Source organism: Deltaproteobacteria bacterium (assembly GCA_026129095.1).
Classification (GTDB): Bacteria; JAGRBM01; JAGRBM01; order JAGRBM01; family JAHCIT01; genus JAHCIT01.
Window position 1 is genome coordinate 141,746 of record JAHCIT010000008.1, and the last position, 16,882, is coordinate 158,627.

General features: G+C 62.6%; 12 protein-coding genes. 9 read left to right on the forward strand and 3 right to left on the reverse strand.

Going from position 1 to position 16,882, the window contains the following annotated elements; genetic code table 11:
• The first annotated feature begins 8 nt into the window (after positions 1-8).
• The 6 genes from KIT79_12430 to KIT79_12455 all read left to right on the forward strand — a co-directional run bounded on the left by KIT79_12430 (position 9) and on the right by KIT79_12455 (position 11,691).
• Entirely contained in the window at positions 9-4,670 is a 4,662-nt protein-coding gene (locus KIT79_12430; GenBank protein MCW5830107.1) for a hypothetical protein, read from the forward strand.
• Positions 4,671-4,716: 46 nt separating this feature from the next.
• Positions 4,717-5,628 (forward strand): PDZ domain-containing protein, encoded by a 912-nt coding sequence (locus KIT79_12435; GenBank protein ID MCW5830108.1) that lies wholly within the window; start codon positions 4,717-4,719, stop codon positions 5,626-5,628.
• A gap of 87 nt (positions 5,629-5,715) precedes the next feature.
• On the forward strand, positions 5,716-7,134 hold the full coding sequence (gene rseP / locus KIT79_12440) for an RIP metalloprotease RseP (protein MCW5830109.1): 1,419 nt from the start codon (positions 5,716-5,718) through the stop codon (positions 7,132-7,134).
• Positions 7,131-7,781, forward strand: coding sequence for a tRNA (adenosine(37)-N6)-threonylcarbamoyltransferase complex dimerization subunit type 1 TsaB (tsaB, locus tag KIT79_12445; GenBank protein ID MCW5830110.1), 651 nt, complete (start codon positions 7,131-7,133; stop codon positions 7,779-7,781). The genes rseP and tsaB overlap by 4 nt, the downstream gene beginning before the upstream one ends.
• A 2-nt stretch (positions 7,782-7,783) precedes the next feature.
• Positions 7,784-8,407, forward strand: a complete 624-nt coding sequence (nadD, locus tag KIT79_12450; GenBank protein ID MCW5830111.1) for a nicotinate (nicotinamide) nucleotide adenylyltransferase — start codon at positions 7,784-7,786, stop codon at positions 8,405-8,407.
• A gap of 14 nt (positions 8,408-8,421) precedes the next feature.
• A complete protein-coding gene (locus KIT79_12455) occupies positions 8,422-11,691 on the forward strand; it encodes a hypothetical protein (protein ID MCW5830112.1) in 3,270 nt (1,089 codons plus the stop codon).
• Positions 11,692-11,697: 6 nt separating this feature from the next.
• On the opposite strand, the gene KIT79_12460 is transcribed toward KIT79_12455, so the two are convergent.
• The 3 genes from KIT79_12460 to def form a co-directional block, all read right to left on the reverse strand.
• The gene (locus tag KIT79_12460; protein ID MCW5830113.1) at positions 11,698-12,846 is read right to left on the reverse strand and encodes an acyl-CoA dehydrogenase family protein; all 1,149 of its coding nucleotides are present in this window, start codon (positions 12,844-12,846) and stop codon (positions 11,698-11,700) included.
• A gap of 108 nt (positions 12,847-12,954) precedes the next feature.
• On the reverse strand, positions 12,955-13,191 hold the full coding sequence (locus KIT79_12465) for a DUF4177 domain-containing protein (GenBank protein ID MCW5830114.1): 237 nt from the start codon (positions 13,189-13,191) through the stop codon (positions 12,955-12,957).
• 76 nt (positions 13,192-13,267) lie between these two features.
• Complete coding sequence (gene def / locus KIT79_12470) at positions 13,268-13,798, reverse strand: peptide deformylase (GenBank protein ID MCW5830115.1); 531 nt, start codon at positions 13,796-13,798, stop codon at positions 13,268-13,270.
• A 154-nt stretch (positions 13,799-13,952) separates the two neighbouring features.
• On the opposite strand from def, the gene KIT79_12475 reads away from it, so the two are divergent.
• The 3 genes from KIT79_12475 to KIT79_12485 all read left to right on the forward strand — a co-directional run bounded on the left by KIT79_12475 (position 13,953) and on the right by KIT79_12485 (position 16,815).
• The gene (locus KIT79_12475) at positions 13,953-14,210 is read left to right on the forward strand and encodes a hypothetical protein (protein ID MCW5830116.1); all 258 of its coding nucleotides are present in this window, start codon (positions 13,953-13,955) and stop codon (positions 14,208-14,210) included.
• 10 nt (positions 14,211-14,220) lie between these two features.
• Positions 14,221-15,189 (forward strand): site-specific tyrosine recombinase XerD, encoded by a 969-nt coding sequence (locus KIT79_12480; GenBank protein ID MCW5830117.1) that lies wholly within the window; start codon positions 14,221-14,223, stop codon positions 15,187-15,189.
• 78 nt (positions 15,190-15,267) lie between these two features.
• Positions 15,268-16,815: a Ppx/GppA family phosphatase gene (locus KIT79_12485; GenBank protein ID MCW5830118.1), complete on the forward strand. Its 1,548-nt coding sequence runs from the start codon at positions 15,268-15,270 to the stop codon at positions 16,813-16,815.
• The last annotated feature ends 67 nt before the right edge of the window (positions 16,816-16,882 follow it).

Here is a 16,882-nt window from a genome sequence, read left to right on the forward strand (position 1 = left end):
TGGGTTTCATGGGCAGTTTCCTGCTGAAGCATATGGGGGCCCCCGTCGCCCTTCTTTTTTTGCTTCTTCCCGCCTGCGCGGAGAAGCCTGTCCAGACCACTTCCGAGTTTGCGGTCCCGGCTATTTCCGCCGGGGCTGAACCTCCCAGGATTACCCTTCTTGCCCCAACGGGCGAGGGCTTGCTCGACGTCGGCACCCTGACTGTGGCCGGTGTGGTATCCAGACCGGCATCAAAGATAACCGTCACCGCCGGAGACGTGTCGACTCCGGCACGAACCTGGCCGGACGGCCGGTTCGTCGCATCCTTTCCGGTTCCCGCCGGTGACCTGAAGATATTCGTCAGGGCATTACTGAAAGACGGACAAACGGCTGAGCGTGAACTGTCTGTCCGGAATATCCCCGCTGACCGGGCCATCCTCGCGGACATTTCCGATGAGCCAATCCTTACCGGCAATGCCATGCAGGAACTGAGGGGGACGGTGGCCGAGGGCGTCCGGGCACTCGTGCTGAATGGCGATCCGGTCCCGATGGATGGAAGCCGGTTCAGCCGTACTGTGGTCCTGCCGGGTGACGGCCCTCAGACAATCCGGCTTGAGGCCCTGACAACGTCCGGCCTCACGTACGAAAAAAATGCCGTATTCATCCTGGACCGTACCCCGCCGTTTTTGACGGTTTCAGGGCTGCCGGGACGCACGAACCAGGCCGAAGTAATGGTCAGCATCGAGGCGTCCGAACCGCTGGAGAGGGTGGAACTGATTGGCCAGACCATCTCGCCCGTCGAGAACGGCCGCTATCAGTCGGCCATCTCCCTTATTCCGGGCCGGAACGAAATAACCATCCTTGCCGCCGATCCAGCGGGGAACATCACCCGGCTCGACTGGACCACGGTCCGCGACAGCGAGCCGCCGGCATTTTCCTGCCAGCCGTCCGGTCCGGTGAAAAACGATCCCGTGGAAGTGGTCTGCACGGCCAATGAACCGCTGCTCGGGGCCGTGATCGGCAAGAGTCCCGCTGTCATCCGCGACGGCCACACCGCCGCAGTCCTGCTCGCAGGAATTACCGAAGGCGAACAGTCGATTCCTGTCCGGCTCGCTGACCTTGCAGGCAATGAGGCCACAGGTGTGGCAAGATTCACGATAGACCGAATAGCCCCGGCCCTCACGATCCTGGAACCTGCAAATGGCCGTACGCCCCTTCCCTCGTTCCGGATCACCGGGACGGTGGAACCCGGCAGCACGGTCCGCATTGGCGGCAATCCGGTGCAATCACTCCTGGGGCTGTTCAGCGCCGATTTCGTCCGGGCCGAGGGCCGCCATGATTTTGAAATCACGGCTGATGATGCCGCCGGGAACCGGGCGTCGCTCCGGCAGAAGATCGATGTCCGGGACGATCCGAAGCGGTTCCTGCGCGCCACCGGAGAAACGCGGGGCAAGGCAACTTCCGACTCTCCCCTGTCGGCGACACTCGCCCAACCCCTCGAAGGCCGCGCCTACGGCGCTGAGGTGCCCATCAGCCTGAATGGTCTCCGGGGGAAGTCGCTTTCCGTTCTCCTGAATGGCGAACCGCTGCTAACCGAAGCCATGCTTCCCGCACCGTCTGGCAATCCGGCCAACGCGCAGGCTCTGGCAGATATCCTGCCGTCCGCGAAACTCCATGAGGGCGGAAACCATCTCGCCATCACTGTCACCAGCGCCACCGGCCACCAGATGCAGATCACCCGGAACTTCACTGTGGACCGGCAGCCGCCGCAGGTGGCGATCATCAATCCCCTCGATGGAGAACTGGTGCAGTCGGTTACGCCAGTGGCGTCAGTAAACGATGTCTCCAGCTTCAGGACCGAATGGACACTCGACGGCAAGCCCCTTGCCGCCGAAAAACCGGTAGCAGTCCGGGCACACGGCCGCGGTTCCAGGGTTCTCTGTCTTCGTGCCGTTGATGCCGCCGGAAACATCGCCTCGACATGCCGGACTGTCATTCTCCACGACGCGCCGCCGCTTGGGCGCCGGGGCTCCACCGATCCCCGCCCTGCCGCTACTGCCCCGATCCGCCGCGATCTCATCCAGCCGATGCTGGCCGACCTCGTGGCGACCGGCCTGCTGGCCGACATCCTGCTTGGCAACCTGACGCTGCTCGGGGACGCCGCCGGTACTTTCTATCCCGACCTGTCGGGTGATCTCGATGAACTGGCGCAGGTGCTGGCCGAGCAGGCCCGGTCGGGGGAGCTCGCCGCCGTACTCCGGTCCCTGACAGTTTTCCGCAAACGGGGCTGGTGGGAAGATGCCGAAGCCTTGCTTGCCGGCCTGACCCGGCCACCATCAGGCCCGGCGGACAAGACCCTCCGGGGCAGGCGGGTTCCCCTGGCGGACGCGACCTTTGCCCTCGACGGCTTCCTGCCGCAATCTGCCGTGCAGTTTGCAGCACTGGACCGGCTGGTGGCCGTCGACCTCGGCCGTGGGCGCACGGCCCTGGATCTGCCCTCGGCAGCGATCGAAATACTCACCCGGCTGGACAGTGCCGCCTGGTCAGGACTCTGGACCCAGACCAGGGCCGGAACTGAAGGGGAGCTGGCCTCCGCCTTCGACCGGCTGGGACAGGTAATGGCGAAACCGGAACCGGATGGCGTCACCCCGTTCGACCGGCTGGAACCAGTTTACCGGAATCTACTCGGGACTGGCCGGGATGCGCCGCTGGGGCTCCTCTTTGACACCTATCTGGAAGCAGTCGCGAAACTCCCCGATACGCGGGACCGGGAGACGTTCCGGTTGCTCGCCGGGGTTCTACTCGAGGTGCTGCTTGATCCGCGAACCGCCCGCGCCTTCGGACGCATTCTGGATACCCCCTACCTTGAGGCCAATGCCGAATGGCTCCGTGAAACCATCGACCGTGGCGACCTTATCCACCTGCTCCGGGTTCTCTCCAAAGCCTCTCTCGAATCCGACCCACGGAATCCCACGGCACCGGTACTGGCCGCGACAGTCCGGCTGCTCCAGATGCTCTGGGAAACCGACCGGCGCAACCGTTCGCGCACCTATGCCGAAAGCATGGCCATCGCCATCGGCGAACTGTTGCAGGCAGGAAGCGACGGCACCTCCTCCATCGCCGACTTCGTGAACTACCTCGGCACGATCAGCGATAACGACCGCCAGCAGCTTGGCCGCATCTTCTGGCAAAGCTCGAAGAAGAACGAACGGCCTGCCGATCCGTTCCCTGCAAACGGACCCACCGATGCCGAACGGCTCATGCGGCTTTTCGCCGTGGCAAACTCCCCGCTCAACTGCGGGGCTCCCATCCCGTTCACCAGCCAGGTGGTCCCGCTGAACGTGCCGGGGCTGCCGCAGCTCTTCCCGACCGACAACTTCATTACCGAACTGTTCGAGGCGAGCACCTATTTCAAGCCCGACACAGTAATCCAGCTGGCCAGGCTGATGCCGAAGTTCATCCATGTGCTGCGGACAGGCGACAACTTCTGCGAACCGGAGATCGTCAAGGAACTGCTGTCCGACACCGACGTGATCGAGGCAAGCATCGCCCATCCGCTGCTGCCCGACCTGCTGCGTCTTGGCCGCCAGATGGTGCTCAGGCGTCAGCACCATGCGGCAATCCGGCTGCTGACCATCTTCTCAGACTCTGGTGTGGTCCCGCATGGAATCCCGCTCCTCGCCACCTTGTACAAGACGGACGGGGCTGAGCAGTTATACCAGTTCGTCGAACGGCAGAAATCGTGGGAACTCCGCAATAGGAACCAGCTGACGGCCTTCGAGCATTCGCTCAGGTCCGGCGCAGTCCTCCTGGCACCGGACCGGGATCATGTGGTGCCGGGTGCCGAGCTCGCCGGGCGCCTGCACCCGTTCTTCCGGAAGGACCGGCTGATCCACCTCGAGCGGGCATTCTCGCACGTGGGCCGACGCCTCGTTTCCGGGGAACAGGCGCCGGGACTGGGGCGCATGGACCTGGTGGCCTCCCGCTGGATTGCGGCCGATCCCGATGGACACGGGATTCGCCAGCTCCGGGATTTTCTGGATGGAAGCCCGGAGAACGGCGACCTTGTGGCGGTGCTGGCGGCACTGCCTCCAGCATCCGGTCAGCCTTCGGTGATTGCGGCGAGTCTGCCCGGCCTCGCCGTGAATATGGATGAAGCTGGACTGGTGGATGCCGGGCTCAACCTCGGACGCCGTTTTTTCACGATCAACCGCCAGACCGGTGCCTCCCTTTCGTGGACATTCCATAAACTGTTTTATCCGCGTCCCGATACCGGCCAGACGCCCTTTTCCCATACGATGCCGGCTTTCTCCGCACTGTCCGGGCACATGACGCCGCGGCAGGCTGTCTGGAAGGCATGGGCCGGAAGTGGAACTGCCCGGCCGCTCGAACCACTCCTTAAATCCGTCCGACACTGGACTCGCGCCCGCGAATCCGGTCCACCGCATGCTCTCCGGGTACGAACGCTGCTAACCCGCCTCACCCGGCTTCCCGCCCCAGAAGGCCGGGGACTGCTGGTTGACCGTGCTGCCGAACTGGCAGGAAAATCCCGCGAGAACGGTTTTGCACGGACCCTGATTGAAACCCTCGAAATGCTGGAAGTCCGGGGGTACCTCGATACCCGCAATCCGTCCATTATGGACTGGGCTGCCAGCCGGTTACATAACCGTGATTTGGACGACGGCTTATAAAATTACCCTCTCCCTTTAGGCCAAGGAAACATTAGACTTCATCCCCATGTTCCGCTGGAGTGGACTCATAGCCGGATCGGCAGTGCTGTTCGCGGGTTTCGTGGTGCTGTGGTTTACCAGCTACACGTTCGCCCCGCCCGCGGCCATCGTGGGCGGCGTCGAGCCCGGGAGCCCCGCCGCACAGGCGGGGCTGATATCCGGCGACGCCATCGCGGCAGTCAACGGCCGGGAGATTTCCAACTTCACGGAGTTCCTGGAGATAGCCGGTTCGGCCCAGGTGGGCGAACCGCTTTATCTGACCCTGTACCGGGAGGGCACCGCACTCGACCGGCGTACCCTGATCCGCCCCGCCCCGCTCCCGCACGAAGACCCGGACAGCCTGTACTGGACCGGCATCGATCCACCCCACCGGGCCGTCATTGGCGCCATCGCGCCGCGGAATCCCGCCGATCTGGCGGGGCTGCTGCCGGGCGATGTCATTCTCTCCGCCGGTGGTGAACCGGTCGATTTTTTCTCCCAGCTCGCACAGATCACAGCCGCCGCCAGCGGGCCCATTGACCTGAAGGTCCGGCGGGTGGGCCGCGAATTCACCGTTACCGTCACGCCGATGGATGTCGAACTGAAAACCGCCGCGGGTGAGCCGTTCCTGGACCGGAACGGACAGCCCATCCGGAAGAAGATCATTGGCGTGGCGCTGGATCCGTCCCGTTACCTGTATTCGCCGGTCACACGGTTCTCGTCCGCGGCTGAAGCGATATCGAGCACCATCAGGGCGCCACGCCACACCATCACTGCCCTGACCCTGCTGGCGGGTGGAATCTCCGGCGACCCCCTCCAGGACCGTACCGCCGCGCTGTTCCGTTCCATCGGAACGCTGGTCGCCTGTCTCGGGTGGCTGACGCTTGCAGCCGGGGTTGGCATCGTGTTCTGGCTGAAACCGGAGAAACCGGCCAGCTAACTGCCCAACAACCCGGCTGTTTTCGCCCTGAATTGAGCAATTTTCATGGATCAGGGCCGCTTGTTGGCCTTGGACGCCGCTGGAGCCGTGGCTAGACTCGTTTCCAGCATGAGTTTCTTCTTTATATTGATAGGCATACTGGCGATCGGTTTCCTGATCTTCGTTCATGAACTCGGCCATTTCCTCGCGGCCAAGTGGTGCGGCGTAAAGGTTGAGCGGTTCGCCATCGGCTTCGGCCCGAAACTGGCCGGGTTCAACTGGGGCGAAACCGAGTACGCCCTGTGCGCCATCCCGCTCGGCGGATACGTGAAGATGCACGGCGACGCCTACGAGGAGTTCGAGGGCAAGGAGGCCAAGGGCCTCGAAAACATGGGGTACGGGAAGGACGAAAAGCCGGAAAGTTCCGAACCGGAAGCCCCGCCGCCGCCGCCCGTGGACCCCAGCCGCAGTTTTCTCAAGAAGTCGATTCCCCAGCGGATCCTCATTGCGCTGGCGGGCCCCGCTTTCAATATCGGCTTCGCACTGCTCCTTTTCGTCGGCTACCACATGGCAACGCCCCTGCCCGAGCCGGTAGCGGGCGGTGTTGCTACCGGCTCGCCGGCCGAACTGGCCGGCATCCAGGCTGGCGACCGGATTGTCAGGATCGACGGCAGCACGCCACGCAATTACGAGGAAGTGCTCCTTTACGCCGAACGGGCGGTGACCGGCCCCGTGCCACTAACGATTCAACGTGGCGAAAATACCTTTGATGCCGTTGTCCAGAAACCCCAGATCGCTCCGGCTGACGACATGGGCCAGTTCAGCTGGCTGGGGATTTACCAGCCGTTCGAGGCGCGTATCGGCCGGTTCTCGGCTGAGTCCGCCGCACAGGCCGCCGGGTTCAAGGTGGACGACGAGGTGATCGCCATTGACGGCCAGCCAGTTCACTACTTTTTCCAGATGGCCACCATCGTACGCGGATCGGGCGGGCGCGAACTCAATTTCACCATCCGGCGGGGCAATGAGACACTTCAGATCGCCGTGAGCCCCAGGGCGGTCAGCGAGAACGGCCCCTTCCTCATCGGCGTCGAGCCCAACGTGAGCCGCTATACCCGCGGCGCACCGATGTCCTTCGACTCTGCCGTAAGGTCGTCCGTCCAGCAGACCCTGTACCTGTCGGCCATGATCCCCCGCGTGTTCTACCAGATGATCACGCAGCAGCGCTCGGCCAAGGAACTGGGCGGGCCGATCGAGATCGTCAAACAGATCGGGCATCAGGCCGAGCAGAGTCTCGCGCAGGTTGTGCGTCTTGTGGCTCTCATCAGCGTCAACCTCGGAATCGTCAACCTGTTCCCCATCCCCGTGCTCGACGGCGGACATATCGTCATGTTCCTCATGGAGGCAGTGAACCGCAAACCGGTCAGCCTCCGTGTGCGCGAAGTCATGCAGGGGTTCGGGCTCGTGTTCATCCTGGGCCTGATGGTGATCGCCCTCTACAACGACATCGTACGGAACTTCGTCAACTGAAAACGCTTGTCTTCGACACCTCTGGACGGACCTTCAGCGCGGCGCTGGCCGACGGCCCTCAAATCGTAGCCCGGTATGCGGAGCGCGAACCGGGCCAGGTGTCCGAGCGGCTGCTCCCCATCGTCGACCGGCTTCTTGATGGGGCTGGATGGAAAAAAACGGACCTGGAAGCCGTGGGGTTCGTGGACGGGCCAGGCAGCTTCACTGGGCTCCGGATCGGACTGTCCACGGCCTTGGGACTTCAGGCCGGGCTCGGCCTGAAACTCGCGGCTGCCGGAACATTCGAGTCGCTGGCCGAAACCGCTTCCGGCCAGGGGAAACCGGTAATCTGTCTTGAAGATGCCCGTATCGGCCAGTTCTATGCGGCCCTCTATGATGCCGCCGGAACGCCAGACTCCCGGTTGCCCGAGGGCGCCTATCCGGAAGCAACAGTCCGGCGGTTCATCGCGCCGGATGTGCTGCGTGCCGGGCGGGGCTGGAACTCCCGCAACGGTGCCGTGTTTGGCCCGCTGCCCGCAGATATTGACGCCCCCGGCATCGCCGCCATTGCGCGGATCATTCACCGGAAGGCCGGGGCCGGAGCGTGGTCCGGGCCGGACAGTGTGAGGCCCCGTTATCTCGGCATCTCGCCGGTAGAGGCAAAATAGTCATGCCCTCCAGCTCCAGAACATCCCCATCGCAAAAGCCGGGAAGGCGGATTGCACTGTTTGGCGGCAGCTTTGATCCGCCGCACTTTGCGCATGTCCTGGCCGTGGCCCATCTGGCCGCAGGACCGTTCGACGAGGTGTGGGTGATCCCCTGTGCAGGCCATCCGTTTGGAAAACAGCTTGCTCCCTTCGCGGACCGGATGGCCATGTGCCGTGCGGCATTCGGATTCATGCGTAATGTCAGGGTGATTCCCATCGAAGACCGCCTCCCCAAGCCAACGTTGACCCTGAATACCCTTCGGGAGCTGAAACGCCTCCATCCCCATGTGAACTTCACGCTCGCCTTCGGAGCGGACGTGATCGCCCAACGCCGCCGCTGGCACCGGTTCGACCGTATTGAGAAAGAAGCCGAGGTCGTGTTTTTCCGGCGCCCAGGCTTCGGTGGCGGCAAGGGCATCAGTTGGATCAGCAGCGTGGAGTTCGGGGATATCTCCTCCACGAAGATACGCCGGGCGCTCGCCACTGGCAGGAATGCCAGCCACCTGGTACCTGCCCGGGTGCTGGAAGAAATCGGTCGCCGCGGGCTTTATCGGGTTCGACGAAACCGGACGAAAAGGCCACACTAACACTAGAAGACGATATGGATCAGGAACCGGCAGCCGGAACTACCGCCCCCCCTCGGGGACCCACCCGCCATGCAGAAGCCCATGTGCCGTGGCCGGTATGGGCGGTTCTGTACGAAGCCCGCTGGCGCCTGAGGGGTGCCGCGCTGGTCCGTACATTCCTCGCCCTCATGATGGGAACCGGCATGACCGCAACCGGCCTGTTGCTGGCCTACCCATATGCCCGTGACACCCGGCTGGGGCTCCCGCTTCTGGTGGTAATGGCATGGATAACGGTCTGCGCCGGTGCGGGTCTGGCAATCTGGTGGTTCCTGCTCGACCGGTTTTCCAGCCGGGATATCGCCCGACGTATCGAGGACCGCCACCCGGAACTGAGTGGCGCCTTTTCGAATACGATCGAGTTTCAGCATTGGCTGTCGGGCAAGCAGAAACCGCCGGAAGGCATCTCCCTTGAACTGGCCGCGGAGGAGTTCGCAAGAGCCTCGCATGAGGCTGGACGCCTCCGCATGGGGAGGCTCAACAACTGGAGACAGGTTGGATGGCTGGCACTGGCCTCGCTGGCACCCGTTCTGATTGCCGGCAGTCTCATTCTGGCTGACTCTTTCCGGGCGCGCCGGGCATGGATCGCCTTCCGTGAGCCCCGGCAGGCCGTTCAGGAAATCAGGGCCGCGCTGGAAACCACCGGTGCGCAGTTCGATCCGGCCAAGATCGCCGCTGTCCGGGTCGAGCTGCACTACCCTGACTATCTTGCCCTGCCACCGACCATCATCGAAGCAAGCGACGGTTCCATCGAGGCCATACGGGGAACCCGCGTCATACTGGATATCCGTACGCTGGAGAATGTCCGCGCGGCCCGCATGGGGTTCGCTGATGGCGGGTCTGCGTTCACCAGCGGCCCCGCTTCACCCAGGCCGGCCGTGGAGGTAACCAGCAGCCGTTCGCTCAAGGCCGAGTTCATCACCGGCACCAGCGGCGTCCTGTATTTCTACTATCGCCGTCCCTGGCGGATCGGAGAGAGCCGCTCCCAGGCGTTCCGGATCACCGTCACCGACGATCTCACGCCACGGGTCGAGATGCCCGAACCCGCCGGAGAGAGGAAAGTGAAACCCGGCGATGAGTTCACGGTTCGCTACCATGCCTTCGATGACCACGCCCTCACGAAGCTCCAGCTGAGGCTGAAGGGGCGGCTGGTCGATGAAACCCGGGAACTCCCCGCGCCTGAACCGGGTTCCTCCAGTGCGGGCGGGGAATACAAACTGGAACTCGGTTCGGTGGATCTCACGGGAGAGGAAGAGGTCGAGCTCTTCATCGAAGCGCTCGACAACGATACCGTATCCGGCCCCAAGACCGGTGTTTCGCCCAAGGCACGACTCCTGCTCCGGGCCGACGAACGGGAACTGCTCGCCATCCTCGACAACCAGGAGCGGATTCTCGCCGGAATGATCGACTGGCTGGGCGGGAATCTCCAGTCCTACCCGCGTTCGGACTCCCCGCAGGCAGAAGCCGTTCTGGCCGATTTCATGATGCTGGTTCGGCGCGGGCAGGATGTGGTGACAGCACTCGACGAAACCGTCACTGCCATGCGGAATAATCCGCTGGCCGACGAGAACGCCACCGAAGCGCTCGATAATATCTACAAGGATCTGTCCGAAGGGGCCCGCCGGTTTGAACAGGCCGGAACCCGGATAGGGTTTCCAAAGCAGCTTCCGGGCACGCCCGCAGCAGCGGCCGGCAGCCTGACGTCAGTGGCCGGCGAACAGGTGCCCCCGCTGGAAAAGCACATCCTCTTTCTGGATACACTGATCTCAAAACAGCGGCTTGACGAGGCCCTGAGGCCCCGCGAGGAGATCGATGCGATCAAGAACCGGATCCGGGAACTGATCGATGAATACCGCAAGACCGGCGACAAGGCACTGCTGGAGCAGATCCGCAAACTCAGCAACCGGCTCAAGGAACTCGTGAGCCGGACCATGATGGATGCCGCCCGGCGGTTTGATGATCTTCCTGATGAATACGTGAACAAGACTGAGCGCAAGAAGGAGATGGAAGAACTCGAAAAGCTCTCGGACCAGCTTGCTGGCGAGCAGTTCGACGATCTCTCGGCGCTGGAGAACTATCTCAACCAGCTGGACGACACCTTCGACAACATGGATCTCGCCCGGTCGGCGTTCGCCAGTGAGGCATTCTTCAAGGAACTGGGCAGGCTCACGGAACTGGAACGGAAGGTGGCCGCCCTGGAGAAGGAACAGAAGGAAATCGTCCAGGAAATCGAGAAGCTGCGCGGGAACGAAAGCGACAACCCGTTCACCAAGGCAGAACAGGAACAGATACGGCAAAGTATCGAGGCCGCCAGCCGTCACCTGGAAAGCGCAGGCCGCCTGCAGGGGAACCGCGAACGGCAGCTTTTCCGCGAGCTGATGGAAGCCCGGCAGCAAGGCGACCAGGCGCGGCTGCAGCAGATCCAGCAGGAACTCCAGAATGAGCAGATGCAGCGGCTCAACCAGCGGCTGTCGAATGCCTCCCGGCAGGCCGAGAGCGCGAAAAACGACTTCGAGGCGCTGAATCTCGGTGGTGCGATGGCCAGTCTGAAAGGCCTTGAGCGGGAAGCGGCCAACCTCGCCCAGCGGACGAGCGAAAAGGGGAGCGAGCCGGGAGAACCCGGGCCCAGGGGCGACGCGCAGAAGGCCTCCGAACATATCCGGAACGCCGCCCAGCTTCTCGAAAGAAAGCTGGCAGAAGCAGCCCAGCAGAAACCCGGCCGCCAGGCACGGCAAGGCCAGTCAGACCGGCTCGGCGAACGGCAGGGGCGGGCCCAGAAGCAGGCACAGGAACTGGCCGAACAACTGAAGGAACTGGCCGGAGGTTCACCCATGATTCCCGGCGAAAGCGGCCCCGAGATGGATTCCGCAGCGGGCGAAATGGGAACGTCATCCGGTCAGCTCGGCCAGGGCCGTCCACAGGCGGCATTAAGCCCGTCCGCTTCGGCCAGCAGCCGGCTGCAGTCGATCCGCCAGGGTCTCAGCCAGGCCCGGCAGCGGATGGAAAACGGCATGCAGAGCGGCGGCCGCAGTGGGATGGCATCCGGCGGGATGCCTGGTGGCGGCCGCTCGCGTGGCCGCGAGGGCGGGGATGGAATCTGGCAGAGCGACCCGAACGTGGAAATCCCTGGCGCCGGAGAAGCCCGCGCCCCGAGCAAGGACGAGATCATCAACTCGATGAAAGAGCCCGCCCCGAAGGCGTACACGCCCCAGAACCGCGACTACTACAAGAACCTGATGCAGAACTAGGCCGGGCTAGAGTCCCATCTGCTTGGCGATGATCACCTTCATGATCTCGTTCGAGCCGGCAAAGATCCGCTGCACGCGTGCGTCCTGGTACATCTTGGCGATCGGATATTCGAGCATGTAGCCGTATCCGCCGTGGAGCTGCACGCCGTCATCCACGACCTGGCAGAGCATGTCGGTAATCCACCACTTCGCCATCGACACTTCCTTGACAATGTTCTTGCCCGCCATGTGGTCAACAATCAGCTTGTCCACAAACGTACGGCCGATCTCCACCTTGGTGGCCATCTCGGCCAGCTTGAACTGGCTGTGCTGGAACTTCGAGAGGGGCTTTCCGAACACCTGCCGCTCCTGTGCGTACTTGAGCGACTCCTTCAGCGCCACTTCCGCCCCTGACTGCGCCCCCGCGCAGACCATGAGCCGCTCCTGCTGGAGCTCCTTCATCAGGATATAGAAGCCCGACCCCTCGGTTCCGAGTATGTTCGTCACCGGTACGCGGCAGTCCTCGAACGACATCTCGGAGGTGTCCTGGGCATGGAGGCCCACCTTCTCCAGGTTACGGCCCCGCTTGAAACCGGGAGTGCTGGCCTCGACCAGGATGAGCGAAATGCCCGCATGCGGGGGATTCGCCCTGGGGTTGGTCTTGGCCGCGACGACGATGAGGTCGCAGTGCTGGCCACTGGAGATAAACGTCTTCTGGCCATTGATGATGTAATGGTCACCGTCGCGGACGGCTGTGGTCTGGATCGAGGCGAGATCCGAACCCGTATTGGGTTCGGTCATGGCGACAGCCAGCACGATCTCGCCCGACGCGCACTTGGGCAGGTACTTTTTCTTCTGCTCCGGTGTTCCCGACCGGAAGATGTACGGCCCCACGATGTCGTTATGGAGTGAAAGGCTGAGTGCGGTTACACGGGCCGCGGCGCACTCCTCTGTCATCACGATCGAGTAGAGGAAGTCCGCGTCCACACCGCCATACTCCTCAGGCAGCCACGGGCAGAGAAAGCCATTCTTCCCCGCGCTGTTCCAGATCTCCCGCGGCGCAATACCCGCCTTTTCCCACTGGTCGTGGAACGGAACCACTTCCTTCTGAAGCCATTTGCGGAACGATTCGCGCAGAAGCTCGTGCTCTTCCTTGAACTGGACCAGACGGGGCATGACGGGGACTCCTTCACCTTGACTGGATGTCAGCAATTCAGGGCCGCCGCTGACGGCCCTGTCAGCGGGGAATAGGCGCGATTGACTGGTGAGTCAATGAGCGGCGGCCTAATCTTCCTTATCCGCCTCCACCTCGCGGCTGAACAGGACAAACGCCATTGTTGGACGCTTGCTCGCCTCGGTCCGGACAAACTGGATCGAGTCGTAATGCCACCCCTCGGCCGTAACCGTATTGAGGATTTCCTCCAGCCGGTCATCGGTGACGGTACTGGTCTCGACCACCTTGTAGCGGATGGTGCTCTTGCCCTTCGGGCGGACTGGGGGCAGTTCTGAACGTCTGCTCATGGAACCGGAAGCATAACGCCCGGCGGCCCCACTTGAATAGAGCCACAGAGACCATCGCCAAAGGGGCAACAGAGAACTAGAGAGCCGACCTGGACGCCTTTTTGGGCGGGGCCTTGTTCTTGCGGATCTTCTTCTTGATGAGGGTCCGTTTCAGCATCGACAGGTGATCGATAAAAAGCGTCCCGTCCAGATGGTCAATTTCGTGCTGGAAGATAACGGCCAGGAAATCCTCCGCATCGATCCGGAGGTCTTTCCCGTCCAGGCCTTGCCCGGTCACAGTGACTTTCTGATAACGGTCCACTTCCTCGTTGAAGCCGGGAACCGACAGGCATCCTTCCTCGAAGGTGATTTCGCCACTGGCCTCCGTGATGACGGGATTGGCGACAGCGATGAAATTTCCGGCCTTTTCCCCGGCCGTCGGGTCCACAACAATAAGCCGGATACTCTCGCCCACCTGCGGGGCGGCGAGCCCAACCCCCGGCGCCGCGTACAGGGTTTCGCGCATGTCATCCACGAGTTTTTTCAGCCGCGGGCCAAACTCCGCCACCGGATCGGCAATCCGCTCAAGCACGGGGTCAGGGAAGGTCCGGATATCGATAAGCGCCATGTCCATCACCTTATTAACCACGTCCGGCGGGACCGGCAAGCATGATGGCCTGTGCTGGCTGCCGCCAATCCGTTACTCATGCTCCGCCGGTTGAAACCGCACGGAACCCATATTAAAAATCGTCCTTTCATGGAGCGGCTTGGAGTGCGAGACAATGACAATTCTTAAACGGCTTGGTTTCACGGTGACAGCCCTTTCCATTGGGCTTCTGCCTGCCTGCGGCAAGGAAGAATTGATCAAGGAAAACGAGTCGCTCAAGGCCCAGCTCACTGAAAAGGAAAAGGAGCTGTTCCAGGCCCAGTTTTCGCTGGACAAGTGCAATAGCGACAAGAAATACCTCCAGGACGAGATCCGCAAAATCCAGAGGCTTCCCAAGAACGAACGCCAGATGCGCGACGTGGACCTGAAGTAACGGGGCCCCCTTGGATCTGGACCAGGCGGCTGACCTTTTTCTGACGCACCTGAAAAGTGAACGGGGCCTGTCGGCCCATACCGTGTCCGGTTATGCGCTCGATGTGCGGTCCTTCGTGGAGTTCGCCACAAGGAACGGCATCCCTGACCCGAAATCGGTCACCCAGGACATGGGTAGCCGGTGGCTCGAAAGCCTCCACGCACAAGGACTTTCGGTCCGGTCGGTGTTCCGGCGGCAGGTGGGAGTGCGCGGTTTCTTCCGTTTTTTGCGCCGCGAGCGGATCATCGACAGCGATCCCTTCACAGGCCTCCCTACACCGAAACTGCCCCGCGCCCTGCCGAAGGCCCTCGGATACCCGCAAGCGGCGTCGCTGCTTGGAACCGCCTCCCGCACCGGAAAGAAGGGCAGCGCGACAAAGGCTTCACGCCCGCTGACACCCGCCGAAGCCGCCCGGCAGCTTCGCAATCTCGCCATGATCGAACTGCTCTACGCCACGGGCCTGCGCGTCTCGGAGCTGGTCAATCTGCCTGCCGGGGCTGTCGATACCGGTGAACGGATCCTTCGCGTCCGGGGCAAGGGGGACAAGGAACGGCTCGTTCCTGTGGGCGATGCCGCCTACGAACTTCTGGACGCCTACGTCAAACAGGCCCGGCCCGCACTTCTGAACGGCCGCGAGAGCCCGGCCCTGTTTGTCACGGCCCGTGGCCGGGCCATGACACGCCAGATGTTCTGGAACCAGGTCAGGACCTGGGCAAAGGAAGCAGGCATAAGGGCGAGCCCGCATACGCTGAGACATACATTTGCCACACACCTGCTTACCGAGGGCATTGATCTCCGCACCCTCCAGATGCTTCTGGGCCATTCGAACCTGACGACCACCGAGATCTACACCCACGTGAGCCGTGACCGGCTCCGGCAGCAGTACCAGCAGGCCCACCCCCGCGCACGGGTAAAACCCGGCCGTCCAGCAAAATCGTAACAAACGCCTGCCAGCGCTTGTCACATGGCCCACAAGCGGTGATGTTTCCGGGTCAGGAAAGGAACAGCCCGGTCACCCATGAGCGTCTTCGCGGCCATCGACTGCGGCACCAACTCCTTCCGGCTCGTGACGGGCCGCAAGGATCCCGATACCGGTTACCGGTTCCTCAGCGAACTGAAGGAGCCAGTGCGCATCGGCGCGGATCTTTTTACCGGAGAGGTCATCACCGAAAAGGCCATCGAGCGGGGCATCGCCGCCCTCAACCTCTTTCAGAAGGAAATCCAGCGCGAGCCGGTGTCACGGGTAAGGTGCGTGGGGACGAGCGCTTTCCGCGAAGCGAAGAACAGTGCGGAAGTGATCGAACGGTTCCGCAAGGAGACCGGCCTCCAGCTTGAAATCATACGCGGCACGGAGGAAGCCCGCATCATCTCGCTCGGCATCCTCAAGACGCTCCGCAAGGACGGCTCGCGCTTCCTGCTGGTGGATATCGGCGGCGGCTCGACCGAGCTGACCATCGTTGAAAACGGTGAAGGCCACTACATCGAATCGGCCCAGGTGGGAGCCGTCCGGCTGACCAACCTGTTCCTGAAGAATGACCCGCCCTCGGAAAAGGAGCAGAAACTCCTCGCCAACTTCATTGACGACAAGCTCCGGCGACCCCTGCGGCGAATACTCGAGTCCGGGTTCGACGAGGTGGTGGGGTCTGCCGGCACCATGACCACACTGGCCAAGATGAGCCGCGAGGGCGCCAAACTCGACCGCTCCAACCTGTATACGGTGAAGACCGTCTTCGTCCGGCAACAGCTCGAACGCATCCTGGAGATGAAAACCTCCGAGCGGGCGAAACTCCCCGGCATGTCGAAGCAGCGGGCTGAAATCGCCATCGCCGGTTTTTCCATTGCCAGCTACATTCTTTCCGGGCTGGGCGTGAAACAGTTCAAGGTGTCCGGCCGGGGGCTGGTGGACGGGCTCATGATCGACATGATCGAGGACGCCGAAAACCACCCCCTGTATTCCCAGTACCTCACACGCCAGCACCGGGCGGATTTCAATGACCTGGCCGCCCGTTACCGGCTGGACAAGATCCATGCCGAGCGGGTCCAGGGGTTTGCCCTCGACCTGTTCGACCAGATGAAGGATCTGCACCACCTGGGAGAGCGCGAGCGCAACTGGCTGTCGGCGGCCGCCTTCTTCCATGACATCGGTATGCTGATTGCCATGAACAGCCACCACAAGCATTCCGAATACATCATCCGGAACATGGATATTTCCGGCTATTCCCAGACGGACCTGGACATGGTGGCCCGTATTGCACGGTTCCACCGCAAGGCCGAACCCACGCCCAAGCGCCCGGAAGTGGCTGTACTGTCGTCGGCCGACCAGCAGAAACTGATGTGGCTCGCGGCGATACTGCGTACTGCCGACGGCCTCGACCGGTCCCATGCCTCGCATGTGAAATCTGTCCGGGCGATCATTACCAAGGATCTCATCACCATCGAACTCGCCACGCCGTTCGATGTGGACCTCGACATCTGGGCCGCCGAAAACAAGGGCGAAATGCTGGGCAAACTCGCCGACCGCAAGGTCAAATACCGCGTGATGGACTCCGGACCGGGCGGGGAATGAGGGCACCCGGCCCCTGCCCTTGCCCGCCACCCAATCCGGTTTAGACTGTGTATAAATGGGATGGGCC

Excerpts from the sequence above, each read along its gene's own strand:
- KIT79_12430 (MCW5830107.1), top strand. The coding sequence starts at position 9 with ATGGGCAGTTTCCTGCTGAAGCATATGGGGGCCCCCGTCGCCCTTCTT.
- KIT79_12435 (MCW5830108.1), top strand. The coding sequence starts at position 4,717 with ATGTTCCGCTGGAGTGGACTCATAGCCGGATCGGCAGTGCTGTTCGCG.
- nadD (MCW5830111.1), top strand. The coding sequence starts at position 7,784 with ATGCCCTCCAGCTCCAGAACATCCCCATCGCAAAAGCCGGGAAGGCGG.
- KIT79_12455 (MCW5830112.1), top strand. The coding sequence starts at position 8,422 with ATGGATCAGGAACCGGCAGCCGGAACTACCGCCCCCCCTCGGGGACCC.
- KIT79_12460 (MCW5830113.1), bottom strand. The coding sequence starts at position 12,846 with ATGCCCCGTCTGGTCCAGTTCAAGGAAGAGCACGAGCTTCTGCGCGAA.
- KIT79_12465 (MCW5830114.1), bottom strand. The coding sequence starts at position 13,191 with ATGAGCAGACGTTCAGAACTGCCCCCAGTCCGCCCGAAGGGCAAGAGC.
- def (MCW5830115.1), bottom strand. The coding sequence starts at position 13,798 with ATGGCGCTTATCGATATCCGGACCTTCCCTGACCCCGTGCTTGAGCGG.
- KIT79_12475 (MCW5830116.1), top strand. The coding sequence starts at position 13,953 with ATGACAATTCTTAAACGGCTTGGTTTCACGGTGACAGCCCTTTCCATT.
- KIT79_12485 (MCW5830118.1), top strand. The coding sequence starts at position 15,268 with ATGAGCGTCTTCGCGGCCATCGACTGCGGCACCAACTCCTTCCGGCTC.